At 64.2% G+C, this 12,436-nt stretch carries 14 protein-coding genes; 4 read left to right on the top strand and 10 right to left on the bottom strand.

Annotated features, from left to right (window positions below; translation table 11 throughout):
* Positions 1 to 124: 124 nt before the first annotated feature.
* On the top strand, positions 125 to 439 hold the full coding sequence (gene sugE, locus XI02_RS19855) for a quaternary ammonium compound efflux SMR transporter SugE (RefSeq protein WP_016839884.1): 315 nt from the start codon (positions 125 to 127) through the stop codon (positions 437 to 439).
* A gap of 58 nt (positions 440 to 497) precedes the next feature.
* Here the strand turns inward: sugE and XI02_RS19850 are convergent, their stop codons facing one another.
* The 7 genes from XI02_RS19850 to XI02_RS19820 form a co-directional block, all read right to left on the bottom strand.
* Positions 498 to 1,502 carry an inorganic phosphate transporter gene (locus XI02_RS19850; RefSeq protein WP_016839883.1) on the bottom strand — a complete coding sequence of 335 codons (1,005 nt, stop codon included), beginning with the start codon at positions 1,500 to 1,502 and terminating at the stop codon, positions 498 to 500.
* 100 nt (positions 1,503 to 1,602) lie between these two features.
* On the bottom strand, positions 1,603 to 2,247 hold the full coding sequence (locus tag XI02_RS19845; protein ID WP_016839882.1) for a DUF47 domain-containing protein: 645 nt from the start codon (positions 2,245 to 2,247) through the stop codon (positions 1,603 to 1,605).
* Positions 2,248 to 2,391: 144 nt separating this feature from the next.
* Positions 2,392 to 3,360: a branched-chain amino acid ABC transporter permease gene (locus tag XI02_RS19840; protein ID WP_026192674.1), complete on the bottom strand. Its 969-nt coding sequence runs from the start codon at positions 3,358 to 3,360 to the stop codon at positions 2,392 to 2,394.
* A gap of 1 nt (position 3,361) precedes the next feature.
* The gene (locus XI02_RS19835; RefSeq protein ID WP_016839880.1) at positions 3,362 to 4,225 is read right to left on the bottom strand and encodes a branched-chain amino acid ABC transporter permease; all 864 of its coding nucleotides are present in this window, start codon (positions 4,223 to 4,225) and stop codon (positions 3,362 to 3,364) included.
* Positions 4,226 to 4,289: 64 nt separating this feature from the next.
* Positions 4,290 to 5,519 (bottom strand): ABC transporter substrate-binding protein, encoded by a 1,230-nt coding sequence (locus XI02_RS19830; RefSeq protein WP_038379956.1) that lies wholly within the window; start codon positions 5,517 to 5,519, stop codon positions 4,290 to 4,292.
* Between the two features lie 40 nt (positions 5,520 to 5,559).
* Complete coding sequence (locus XI02_RS19825) at positions 5,560 to 6,303, bottom strand: ABC transporter ATP-binding protein (RefSeq protein WP_016839878.1); 744 nt, start codon at positions 6,301 to 6,303, stop codon at positions 5,560 to 5,562.
* Positions 6,296 to 7,051, bottom strand: coding sequence for an ABC transporter ATP-binding protein (locus tag XI02_RS19820; protein WP_016839877.1), 756 nt, complete (start codon positions 7,049 to 7,051; stop codon positions 6,296 to 6,298). The genes XI02_RS19825 and XI02_RS19820 overlap by 8 nt, the downstream gene beginning before the upstream one ends.
* A gap of 339 nt (positions 7,052 to 7,390) precedes the next feature.
* Here XI02_RS19820 and XI02_RS19815 point away from each other — a divergent pair, with 339 nt between their 5' ends.
* Together XI02_RS19815 and XI02_RS19810 are read left to right on the top strand one after the other, a co-directional pair.
* On the top strand, positions 7,391 to 7,552 hold the full coding sequence (locus XI02_RS19815) for a hypothetical protein (RefSeq protein ID WP_157790939.1): 162 nt from the start codon (positions 7,391 to 7,393) through the stop codon (positions 7,550 to 7,552).
* Positions 7,553 to 7,555: 3 nt separating this feature from the next.
* Positions 7,556 to 8,173, top strand: coding sequence for a hypothetical protein (locus tag XI02_RS19810; protein WP_069277610.1), 618 nt, complete (start codon positions 7,556 to 7,558; stop codon positions 8,171 to 8,173).
* Positions 8,174 to 8,218: 45 nt separating this feature from the next.
* On the opposite strand, the gene XI02_RS19805 is transcribed toward XI02_RS19810, so the two are convergent.
* From XI02_RS19805 to XI02_RS19795, 3 genes are all read right to left on the bottom strand, one after another.
* Positions 8,219 to 8,587 carry an ArsC family reductase gene (locus tag XI02_RS19805; protein ID WP_141713431.1) on the bottom strand — a complete coding sequence of 123 codons (369 nt, stop codon included), beginning with the start codon at positions 8,585 to 8,587 and terminating at the stop codon, positions 8,219 to 8,221.
* 333 nt (positions 8,588 to 8,920) lie between these two features.
* A complete protein-coding gene (locus XI02_RS19800; protein WP_069277791.1) occupies positions 8,921 to 9,430 on the bottom strand; it encodes a cytochrome P460 family protein in 510 nt (169 codons plus the stop codon).
* A gap of 22 nt (positions 9,431 to 9,452) precedes the next feature.
* On the bottom strand, positions 9,453 to 10,493 hold the full coding sequence (locus XI02_RS19795) for an alpha/beta fold hydrolase (protein ID WP_172648064.1): 1,041 nt from the start codon (positions 10,491 to 10,493) through the stop codon (positions 9,453 to 9,455).
* 163 nt (positions 10,494 to 10,656) lie between these two features.
* Here XI02_RS19795 and XI02_RS19790 point away from each other — a divergent pair, with 163 nt between their 5' ends.
* On the top strand, positions 10,657 to 12,210 hold the full coding sequence (locus tag XI02_RS19790; RefSeq protein WP_194483469.1) for a winged helix-turn-helix domain-containing protein: 1,554 nt from the start codon (positions 10,657 to 10,659) through the stop codon (positions 12,208 to 12,210).
* Positions 12,211 to 12,436 lie beyond the last annotated feature (226 nt).

The raw sequence follows: 12,436 nt of genomic DNA, 5'->3' as shown, positions 1-12,436 counted from the left end.
CAATCAAGGGCGTTTTGTCGCAATGCGGAACGGCCGCACCGTCCCCATATAGGCACCGGAAGGACGACCTTCTGCTCACCATACCATTCGCGGGGACGACCCTGCCTTATCTGGAGGGTTCGTGATGGCTTGGACCATTCTGTTCACCGCTGGCCTGCTCGAGATCGGCTGGGCGATCGGGCTGAAATATACCGAAGGTTTCTCGCGGCTGGTGCCGTCGGTGCTGACGCTGGCGGCGATGGCCGGCAGCGTGATCCTGCTCGGCCTCGCGCTGAAGACGCTGCCGATTGGAACCGCCTATGCGGTCTGGACCGGGATCGGCGCGGTCGGCACCGCGGCGCTCGGCATCATCCTGCTCGGTGAACCCGCGACCGCGATGCGGCTGGCCAGCATCGGGCTGATCGTTGCCGGCATCGTCGGGCTGAAGCTGGTCGGCTGATGACTTCTTTCGGACGCGTTTTGCTAACGCGAACCGGCTTCCACGTCGCTCGAAAACGCTACTTCAGAATCTGCACCGCCCAATAGGTCGCGGCTGCGACCGCGGCCGACGCCGGGATCGTGATCACCCAGGCGTAGACGATCGAGCTCGCCACATTCCAGCGCACGGCGGAGAGCCGCCGTGCCGCGCCGACGCCGACGATGGCGCCGGTTATGGTGTGCGTGGTCGATACGGGAACCCCGAGATAAGTCGCCATGAACAGTGTCGCGGCGCCGCCGGTTTCGGCGCAAAAGCCCTGCATCGGCGTCAGCTTGGTGATCCGCAGCCCCATGGTGCGGACGATCCGCCAGCCGCCCATCAGCGTGCCCAGCGCCATCGCGCTCTGGCAGGCCAGCACGACCCAGAACGGAATTTCGAATTTGTCGCCGAGATGGCCCTGCGAATAGAGCAGCACGGCAATGATGCCCATGGTCTTTTGCGCATCATTGCCGCCATGGCCGAGCGAATAGAGCGAGGCCGAGGCGAATTGCAGGATGCGGAAAGCGCGATCGACCGCGAACGGCGTCGAGCGCACCGAAAGCCAGGACACGATCGCGACCAGCACCAGCGCGAGCAGGAAGCCGACCAGCGGCGACAGCACGATCGCGAGCAGGGTCTTGGAGAGCCCGCTCCACACCGCCGCCGAAACGCCCGCCTTCGCCATGCCGGCGCCGACCAGGCCGCCGATCAGCGCGTGCGAGCTCGACGAGGGAATCCCGAGCCCCCAGGTGATCACGTTCCAGACGATCGCGCCGACCAATGCTGCGAAGATCACGGTCGCGTCCACCACCGACGGGTCGATGATCCCGGTACCGATCGTGTTGGCAACGTGCAGGCCGAAGACTGCGAAGGCGACGAAGTTGAAGAAGGCCGCCCAGAACACCGCATATTGCGGCCGCAGCACGCGGGTCGAGACGATGGTCGCGATCGAGTTGGCGGCATCGTGCAGGCCGTTCAGGAAGTCGAACAGCAGCGCGACCGCGATCAGGATGGTCAGAACGGGAAGACCTAGCGTGGCGTCCACGTGATGGCCCCGCTCTATTGTGCTTTGTTGAGCATGATCTCCGCGCAAACGCTTCGCGTTCGTCGCAGGGAAAACCTCATCACACTTTTCCGGATCATGCTCAGACTTGCTCGATCACGATGGAGTTGATCTCGTTGGCGACGTCGTCGAAGCGGTCGGCGACCTTCTCGAGGTGATCGTAGATCTCGGCGCCGACGATGAAGTCCATGGTGTTGGCGTCGCGGTGCTTCAGGAACAATTCCTTGAGCCCGATATCATGGAGATCGTCGACCCGGCCCTCGAGCTTGGTCAACTCCTCGGTGATCTGGGTCAGCATCGAGACGTTCTGGCCGATGCCCTGCAACAAAGGTAGCGCGCGGACGACCAGATTGGCGCATTCCACGATAAGCGTGCCGATCTCGCGCATCGGCGGCTCGAACTCGCGCACCTCGAACAGCATCACCGCCTTCGCGGTCGCCTGCATCTGGTCGACCGCGTCGTCCATCGAGGTGATCAGGTTCTTGATATCGCCGCGATCGAACGGGGTGATGAAGGTGCGGCGAACCGCGGTCAGCACCTCGCGGGTAACGCTATCGGCGTCGTTCTCGAACTGATTGACGCGCTGGCAAAAGACAGGTGTCTCCTCCCCGCCCTTCAGCATGTCCTGCAACGCCAACGCGCACTGCACCGAGGTCTGGGCGTGGCGGGCGAACAGGTCGAAAAAGCGCTCTTCCTTGGGCAGGAAGGCGCGAAACCACCGCAGCATGTCTCAGTTCCATCGTTCCGGGACAGCCCTTTTAGCGGCTGTCACAGAACTGTCATAGAGCATCTGGCGGGGAAAACATCGGGATCGACCGCCCAAACGGGCGGTCGTCCACCGCTATGTGGACGAAAATCGCCGAGACCTGCCCTACAGCGACCGCCGCAGCAAATGGGCCAGTTCACCGACCAGGCCACGCCGGAACAGCAGCACGCAGGCCACGAAGATCACGCCCTGGATCACCGTCACCCACTGGCCGAAACCGGCGAGATATTGCTGCATGGCGATGATCACGAAGGCGCCGACCACCGGGCCGAAGATAGTGCCGAGACCGCCGACCAGCGTCATCAGCACGATTTCACCGGACATCGACCAGTGCACGTCGGTGAGCGAGGCATTCTGCGCCACGAACACCTTCAGCGAACCGGCAAAGCCCGCCAGCGTGCCCGACAGGATGTAGGCCAGCATCTTGTACTGGTCGGTCTTGTAGCCGAGCGAGATCGCCCGCGGCTCGTTCTCGCGGATCGACTTCAGCACCTCGCCGAACGGCGAGTTGATGGTGCGGTAGATCAGCAGGAAGCCGGCGAGGAAGCCGACCAGCACGACGTAGTAGAGCACCATCGGCTTCGACAGGTCGAAGATCCCGAGCAGGTGGCCCTGCGGGATGCCCTGGATGCCGTCCTCACCATGGGTGAACGGCGCCTGCAGGTAGATGAAGTAGAGCAGCTGCGACAGCGCCAGCGTGATCATCGAGAAATAGATGCCCTGGCGGCGGATCGAGATGAAGCCGGTGACGAGGCCGAGCAAGGCCGCGGCCGCGGTGCCGACCAGGATGCCGAGCTCCGGCGACAGCCCCCACACCTTCAGCGCGTGCGCCGAGACGTAACCGGCGGTGCCGAGGAACATCGCGTGGCCGAACGACAGCAGGCCGCCATAGCCGATCAGGAGGTTGAAGGCGCAGGCGAGCAGCGCGAAGCACAGCGCCTGCATGACGAAGAACGGATAGATCCCCGTCCACGGCACGATCGCCAGCAGCAGCGCCATCGCGGCGAATACGATCATCTCGTCGCGCATCGCGCGCGGCGTGATCGGAAGTGTATCGTCGGTCAATGCTGACATATCAAGCCGCCCGTCCCGTCAGTCCCGTTGGCTTCACCAGCAACACCACCACCATCAGGACAAACACCACGGTGTTGGAGGCCTCGGGATAAAAATACTTGGTCAGTCCCTCGATCACGCCGAGCGCGAAGCCGGTGATGATCGAGCCCATGATCGAGCCCATGCCGCCGATCACGACCACCGCGAACACCACGATGATGAGATCGGCGCCCATCAGCGGGCGGACCTGGTTGATCGGCGCCGACAGCACGCCGGCGAGCGCGGCAAGACCGACGCCGAGCCCGTAGGTCAGCGTGATCATGCGCGGCACGTTGATGCCGAATGCGCGCACCAGCGTCGGGTTCTCGGTGGCGGCGCGCAGGTAGGCGCCGAGCTGCGTCTTCTCGATCAGGAACCAGGTCGCAAGGCACACCACGAGCGAGAAGATGACGACCCAGCCGCGATAGATCGGCAAGAACATGAAGCCGAGATTGACGCCGCCCTTGAGCTGATCCGGGATCGAGTAAGGCAGGCCCGAGGAGCCGAAATAGTTCTGGAACACGCCCTGCACGATCAGCGCGATGCCGAAGGTCAGCAGCAGTCCGTAGAGATGGTCGAGGCCGGTCAGCCATTGCAGCATGGTCCGCTCGAGGATCATGCCGAAGATGCCGACCACGACGGGTGCGATGATCAGCGCCCACCAGTAATTGATGCCGCCCAGGTTGAGCAGGAAATACGCCACGAAGGCGCCCATCATGTAGAGCGCGCCATGCGCGAAATTGATGATGTTGAGCATGCCGAAGATGACGGCGAGCCCCAGACTGAGCAGCGCGTAGAACGAGCCGTTGATCAGTCCCACCAGAAGCTGTGCGTAGAGAGCCTGCATCGAATGAGCTTTCACTAGATAGATGAAGCCCGCCGGCCACGCCCATGGCCGGCGGGCATGATCGTCACTTCTTCAGAAGCGGGCAGGTGCTCTTGTCGAGCGGCGTGAAGGCCTGGTTGCCCGGCACGGTGCCGACCAGCTTGTAGAAGTCCCACGGTCCCTTGGACTCCGAGGGCTTCTTCACTTCGAACAGATAGGCGTCGTGGGTGACGCGGCCGTTGGCCTCGACCTCGCCCTTGCCGAACAGCGGATCGTCGGTCGGGATCGTCTTCATCTTCGCGACCACCTTGGCGCCGTCATGCGGATTGCCGCCGAGCGCTTCCAGCGCCTTGAAGTAATGGATGAGGCCCGCATAGACGCCGGCCTGCACCATGGTCGGGGGCGCGCTGTTCTTCATCCGCTCCGAGAAGCGCTTGGAGAAGGCGCGGGTCTTGTCGTTGAGGTCCCAGTAGAACGTCTCGGTGAAGTTGAGGCCCTGCGCGGTCTCGAGCCCGATCGCCTTGACGTCGGTGAGGAACAGCAGCAGCGCCGCGAGCTTCTGGCCTCCCTTGACGATGCCGAACTCGGCCGCCTGCTTGATCGAGTTGGTGGTGTCGCCGCCGGCATTGGCGAGGCCGATGATCTTGGCCTTGGAGGCTTGCGCCTGCAGCAGGAAGGAGGAGAAGTCGGCGGTGTTGAGCGGATGCTTGACGCCGCCGACCACCTTGCCGCCATTGGCGGTGACGACGGCCGTGGTGTCGCGCTCGAGCGCGGCGCCGAACGCGTAATCCGCGGTCAGGAAGAACCAGGTGTCCCCGCCCGCCTTCACCAGCGCCTGGCCGGTGGCGTGGGCGAGCATGTAGGTGTCGTAGGTCCAGTGCACCGTATTCGGCGAGCACTGCGCGTTGGTGAGATCGGAAGTGGCGGCGCCCGAATTGATGTAGACGCCGTTCTTTTCCTTCACCACGTTGTTGACCGCGAGCGCGACGCCGGAATTCGGCACGTCGACGATGGTGTCGACCTTGTCGACGTCGAACCACTGGCGGGCGATGGTGGTGCCGATATCCGGCTTGTTCTGGTGATCGCCGGAGATCAGGTCGATGGTCCAGCCCTTGGCCTTGAGGCCGGAGTCCTCGATGGCCATCTGCGCCGCCAGCGTCGAGCCGGGGCCGGCGAGATCGGCGTAGAGGCCGGACTGGTCCGACAGCGCGCCGATCTTGACCGTCTTGTCGAGCTTTTCCTGGGCGGAGGCGACGCTTGCAGCCGAGAGCACCATCGCGGTGCCGAGCAGGAGCGCCGAAATCTTGTTCTTCATGTCGTATTCCCTCGTCTTAAATTTTCTGGTTCTGGCGATATCAGACGCCGAGATAGGTATGGAGCTTGTCCATGTTGGCCGACAGCTCGGAATTGGCGAAGCCGTCGATCACCTTGCCGTGCTCGACAATGTAGTAGCGGTCCGCAACGGTCGAGGCGAAACGGAAATTCTGTTCGACCAACAGGATGGTGAATCCCTGCGACTTCAGGCGCGCAATGGTGTGCCCGATCTGCTGAATGATGACCGGCGCCAACCCTTCGGTCGGCTCGTCCAGCATCAGGAAGCGCGCGCCGGTCCGCAGGATGCGCGCGATCGCCAGCATCTGCTGCTCGCCGCCCGAGAGCTTGGTGCCCTGGCTGGTGAGGCGCTCCTTCAGGTTGGGAAACAGCGTGAAGATCTGGTCGAGCGGCAGGCCGCCCGGGCGCACCACCGGAGGCAGCAGCAGGTTCTCGCGCACGTCGAGGCTGGCGAAAATGCCGCGCTCCTCGGGACAGAATGCGATGCCGAGCCGCGCGATTTTGTCCGAGGTGGCGCGGATGATTTCCTGATTGTCGAAGCGGATCGAGCCGGAGCGCTTGCCGATCACGCCCATCACCGACTTCAACGTGGTGGTCTTGCCGGCGCCGTTGCGGCCGAGCAGCGTCACCACCTCGCCGGCCTTCACGTTGAAATTGATGCCGTGAAGGATGTGGGATTCGCCGTACCAGGCCTGCAGATCCTTGACCGTCAGCACGTCGGCGCCGGCCGCAGCCACGGGCTTCTCCGCCAGTTTTGCCTCAGCCATGACCCGCTCCCAGATAGGCTTCCTTCACGCGCTCGTCCTTGGAGAGGTCGGCGTAGTTGCCCTCCGCCAGCACCTGCCCGCGCGTCAGCACGGTGATGATGTCGGAGAGGTTGGCCACCACCGAGAGGTTATGTTCGACCATCAGGATGGTGTATTTCGCGGAGATCCGCTTGATCAGCGCCGCGATCTTGTCGATGTCCTCGTGGCCCATGCCGGCCATCGGCTCGTCGAGCAGCATCATCTCGGGGTCGAGCGCGAGCGTCGTTGCAATTTCAAGTGCGCGCTTGCGGCCGTACGGCATCTCGACCGCCGGCGTGTTGGCGAATTCGCTCAAGCCGACGTCGTTCAGGAGCTCATGGGCGCGCGGATTGAAGCGGTCGAGCACGCTTTTCGAACGCCAGAAATCGAACGACGAACCGTGTTGCCGCTGCAGCGCCACGCGAACGTTCTCGAGCGCGGTCAGATGCGGGAATACCGCCGAAATCTGAAACGAACGGACCAGCCCGAGGCGCGCAACGTCGGCCGGCGGCATCGCGGTGATGTCGTGGCCCTTGTAGCGAATCTGGCCTGCCGACGGCTTCAGGAATTTGGTCAGCAGATTGAAACAGGTCGTCTTGCCGGCGCCGTTCGGCCCGATCAACGCATGGATGCTGCCCCGACGCACTTTCAACGCGACGTCGCGAACGGCGAAGAAACCCGCGAATTCCTTGGTCAATCCGCTGGTTTCGAGGATGAACTCATCGGCCAAATAGATTCCCCCATACGCCATCGCTGCGAAGCCCCTCGCCCGCGTGGCCAGCTTTTTTCGTGTCCGACAGGTGTCCGATACGTCTTGGAAACCGTCCGGGGCCCGTCGCCTCCGGGCCGGAATATGCCGTCATCTGCGGCGGTTACGCAAGGTGGAAAGCTGTGCAGTGCGGCATCCGCGTGTCCGGTTCCGGTTGATCCTTAGTCGAATGGCATTTCGGCGCGCTTTGCGCCTCGGGAAAGCGGTCGTTAACGGTGTTTTGCTCCGGACTCCCGCTTTCATAGAATATTTCCGCGCCTCGACGAAGCTCCGGCCATTGCATGATGAATGGCTAGAGCCTTGCATTTCGAGCGCGCCAGTTCTTCGGTCGTCAAGTCGATCCCGCAACGTGATGTCCCCGGCACGTGGCTGCGACTTTATGCCCGCAGCCAAACCATCCCGCACATCGATGAACTTGTCCTTGGCCGCATCCCGTTCGGGGATGTGCTTGCATTCGGCTAGCCGATGCAATTCAGGAGCGCCGATCCATCGGTGGTCAGGTCGGTCACGCAGCGGGTGCTGCTGAACGCCTGGCTGCGCGCGCTGCGCATGCCGGACGCGCTTCCCTTGCTGTGCGACTTCGACACCGAGGGCACCGCCGACGAGCGCGCCGACATGATGAGCTTTGACGTGGTCGGCAGTGGCGAGGCCGCCCGCTTCCTGATAACGCAGGAAGGCGCGAGACTGACAACGGCCTATGGCAACGAGCATGTCGAGCCGCCGCTGCGCACCAACCGTTATCTCGATGATGCGATCGGCCCCGAGCGTTATGCCGGCGTCATCCTCTCCTATCGTGCCTGCCTGGCGCGCAGGCGCCCGACCTACACCGTTGCCGAGGTCACGGACGCCGACGGCAAGGAGGTTTCCTATGAAAGGCTGCTGCTGCCGTTCGGACGCGGCGATGCCGTCGAGCACATCATCGGCTCCTACAAGGCGATCAGCATCGAAGGCGGCTTTCGGCTGCACAATCTCATGGGCGTCGCTGCGAAGTCGGCCCCGGTAGTCACGGAGCGTGCCGTGATCGACCGCAGGTTCGTCCCGACGGATCGTCCCGTGAGCCATGATTCAGTCGAGTTGATCTAGACGCGTCGCTTCACGCGAAGGGCTCACCCCATCGCTGGAAGCGCCTTAGCCCTTCTTGCGCACCTTCGCCGGCACTTCCTTGGCATAGATATCCGGCTTGAAGCCGACCACGCGCTTGCCCCCGAGATCGAGCACCGGACGCTTGATCATCGAGGGCTGCTCGGCCATCAGCGCCAGCGCCTTGCGCTCGTTCAGGCCTTCCTTGTCGGCATCGGGCAGCTTCTTGAAGGTCGTGCCGGCACGGTTGAGCAGCGTTTCCCAGCCGACCTCGTCGCTCCACTGCTTGAGCTTGTCCTTGGCGATCCCGGCGGTCTTGTAGTCGTGGAAGTCGTAGGCGACGCCGTGATCGTCGAGCCAGGCCCGTGCCTTCTTCATGGTGTCGCAGTTCTTGATGCCATAGATGGTGATGGTCAAGGCCGTTCCCCGCATGCGATTGCGGCGAGAAAACTAGCCTCACTGCAACGGCAACGCCAGATCAGACCGCGCCGCGAGGACGTGAAGAAGGCGTAGTGCCATACTCGGTGTCGTCCCCCGGCTCGACCGGGGGACCCAGTACGCCGCGGCATCTCCGTGATCGGTGCATGGCGCTCGCCAGAAACACCGCCGTCGTCCTGGCGAAAGCCAGGACCCATAACCACCGCAGTTGATTGTGAATGGGATCGCGGCCCCAGCGTCGCGCAATGACTGAGATTTGGGGTAATGGGTCCTGGCTTTCGCCAGGACGACGATGAGGGCGGTTGATCGCACTCAGTGCGCGTAGTGCGTGAAGACGAAATCGTGATCGCTGGCATGGGCCTCGTGGCAGGCAAGACACGCCTCGTGCTGGGCGGCATCGACCGGCTTGCCGTCGATGAAGCGGCCAAAACCCCAACCGCCGGTCGAGGCATATTTGGCCGCGTCCTTGACCATGACCTGGACGGTGGTCGCCGGCCCCGTGATGAAGGCGCCGTCGAGGCCCGCAACCGGCTTGCGCTTCCAGGCGAGCTTGACCAGCACGGTGCCGTCGGGGAATCGCGCGGCACCGTCCTGATAGGCTTTCACGGCGGTCGCGTTGCCGAGCACGCTGCGCAGCTCGTCGAGCCCGGTCTCTTCGCCGACCGCGATCAGCTTCCAGTCGCGGTAGCCTTCCGGGATTTTCACGCCGAAGATCGGCGATGCCAATGCCGCTTCATCGGCATGCCCGACGGCGAACGGCAATGAGGCGCTGATGCAGGCTGCCGCGATCGCGGCAGCTGCCCATGTCACAACCTGTTTCATGATTCCGTTGTCCGCCCGCGGCTCAGATCTTGCTGACGTCGATGATGGCCTGGACGAACGCCTGCGGCGCCTCCTGCGGCAGGTTATGGCCGACGCCGCCGGTCAGGGTCCGATGCTCGTAATGCCCGGAAAACTTCTTGGCATAGGCCGCGGGCTCCGGATGCGGCGCGCCGTTGGCGTCGCCCTCCATCGTAATGGTCGGGATCGCGATGACCGGCGCCTGAGCGAGCGTCTTCTCGAACGCGTCGTACTTCGCTTCGCCCTCGGCGAGACCGAGCCGCCAGCGGTAGTTGTGGATCACGATATCGACATGATCGGGATTCTCGAAGGCCGCCGCGCTGCGGTCGTAGGTGGCGTCGTCGAACTTCCACTGCGGCGACGCCAGCTGCCAGATCAGCTTGTTAAAGTCATGCCGGTTCTTGGCATAGCCCTCGCGGCCGCGCTCGGTCGCGAAATAGAACTGGTACCACCATTGCAGCTCGGCCTTCGGCGGCAGCGGCATCTTGCCGGCCGCCTGGCTGCCGATCAGATAGCCGCTGACCGACACCATGGCCTTGCAGCGCTCGGGCCAGAGCACCGCCATGATGTTGGCGGTGCGCGCGCCCCAATCATAGCCGCCGAGCACGGCCTTCTCGATCTTCAAAGCATCCATCAGCGCGATGATGTCGGCTGAGACCGCGACCGGCTGGCCGCTGCGCATGGTGTCGCCGGAGAGGAAGCGCGTCGTGCCATAGCCGCGCAGATGCGGCACGATCACGCGGTAGCCGGCCTCGGCCAGCGCCGGCGCGACGTCGGCATAGCTGTGGATGTCGTAGGGCCAGCCGTGCAGCAGGATCACCGCGGGACCGGACGCAGGACCCATCTCGACATAACCGGTATCAAGCACGCCGGCATTGATCTGCTTGCCGGGACCGATCGAGGTGTGGGCGCCGGCCTTGATCGCAGGCAGCGCCGGCTTGGACTGGGCCTGAGCCGAGCCGATGACGCCGAGCCTGGAAGCGGCAAGGATCCCGCCGGCGATGCCGAGGAAGCGGCGGCGTTGCTGATTGATGGATTGGGACATGGCGATCTCCTGCATCTGGTGTCGGGATCGAATATTGCAGAGACCGCCCCCGTCCGCTTTCAGAGGACGTGGATTTGTCCTTCAGGCCGTCGTGATTTTTGCTCCGGGCGGCCTGTGCTAGGTTCCGCCACCGATTCAGCCGCCGGCCGCCGGACTCTTCGATTTGACTTACCATTTCAACGACTTGACGCTCGATTCCGAACGCCGTGAGCTGCGCCGTGGCGATGCTCTGGTGGCCGTCGAGCCGCAGGTCTTCGACCTCATCGAGTTCCTGATCCGCGCCCGCGATCGGGTGGTCAGCCGCGATGAGGTGCTGGCCGCCGTCTGGCACGGCCGGATCGTCTCGGAAGCGACACTGAGCAGCCGGATCAACGCCGCGCGGACCGCGATCGGCGACAATGGCGAGGAGCAGCGGCTGATCCGCACCCTGCCCCGCAAGGGTCTCCGCTTTGTCGGCGATGTCAGGGAGGACACCGCGCACGATCGTCCGGTTGCAGACAATGCCGGCCCGCCGCGACCGAGCGAGGGCCCGTCGATCGCGGTGCTGCCCTTCACCAATATGAGCGGCGATCCCGAGCAGGATTATTTCGCCGACGGGATTGCCGAGGACATCACCACGGCGCTGGCGCGTTGCAGCCGCCTCACCGTGATCGCGCGCAACTCCGCCTTCACCTACAAGGGCAAGGCGGTCGACATCCGCCAGGTCGGACGCGATCTCGGCGTCGGCTATGTGCTCGAAGGCAGCGTCCGCCGCGGCGGCGATCGGCTGCGGATCACCGGGCAGCTGATCGACGCCGTCTCCGGCGCGCATCTGTGGGCCGACCGCTTCGATGGCGCCGCCACCGACGTGTTCGACCTGCAGGACCGCATCACCGAGAACGTGGTCGGCGCGATCGAGCCGACCCTGCTCGTCGCGGAGGCCGAGCGGGTGCGGGCCGCGCCGCCGGACAGGCTCGACGCCTACGATTTGCTGCTGCGCGCTTACAGCCTGCGTTACGAGTTCACGCCCGAGAGCATGGAAGCGGCGCTCGCTTGCCTCGACCAGGCGCTTGCGCTCGACCCCGCTTATGCACCGGCGCTGGCGGCCTCCGCCTATTGTCATGCGATGCGCCATGTCCAGGGCTGGCTGAAGCCGAACGATGCCTACCGGGAGCGCGCGGTCGCGCAAGCCTGGCGCGCGGTCGAGCTCGCGCCCGGTGACCCGCAGGTGTTGTGGATGGCGGCGTTCGCGATCTGGAACATGGCCGACGAGATCGAGCCCGCGCGCGACCTGTTCGAGCGTTCGCTTGCGATCAATTCGAACTCGGCGATGGCGCTCGTGCTCGGCGGCTGGATCGAGGCGATGCGCGGCAATCAGAAAGCCGGCCGCGCCATGATCGAGCGCGCGCAACGGCTGAACCCGCGCGACCCGCGCGGCTGGTTTGCCGCCGCGGCGCTGGCCATCTGCGCGGTGCTCGACCGGAATTTTGCCGAAGCGGTGATGTGGGCCGACAAGGCGCTGGCGCAGAACCGCCGCTTCGCGGTGGCGCTGCGCGTCCTGATCGTGGCGCTGGTCAAGACCGGCGACAACGCACGCGCGGCCCAGATCGCGCGCGAGCTGCTCAAGATCGACCCGGAGTTCACGATCTCCGGCTTCCTGTCGCGGGTCCCGTTTCCGGTGCAATCGATGTCCGCGACCTATCGTGAGACGCTGAAGGCGGCCGGTGTCCCGGACTGACGCCGCTCGAAGGACGCGACGTTCATTCACCCGGTACGTCGCACGACGTGCCTGGCGGCTTCGGCGTGATGGCCAGCGCCGAAGGGGGACGGTCGCGATGTGCCCGGACGCGGACGCATTATACTGACCTTGAGTTCTGTCAGTTTGACCCAAAGCAGACGTCTTCTTCCGATGATTGACGGCTCACCACCGCGTCAACACCTCACGCTCATGTGTCCAGAACAAG

Origin of the sequence: Bradyrhizobium sp. CCBAU 21365, from assembly GCF_015291305.1 — a bacterium.
GTDB lineage: Bacteria > Pseudomonadota > Alphaproteobacteria > Rhizobiales > Xanthobacteraceae > Bradyrhizobium > Bradyrhizobium elkanii.
The sequence above is the reverse complement of the archived record's forward strand: the minus strand, read 5'-3'. Positions and strand labels throughout refer to the sequence as shown.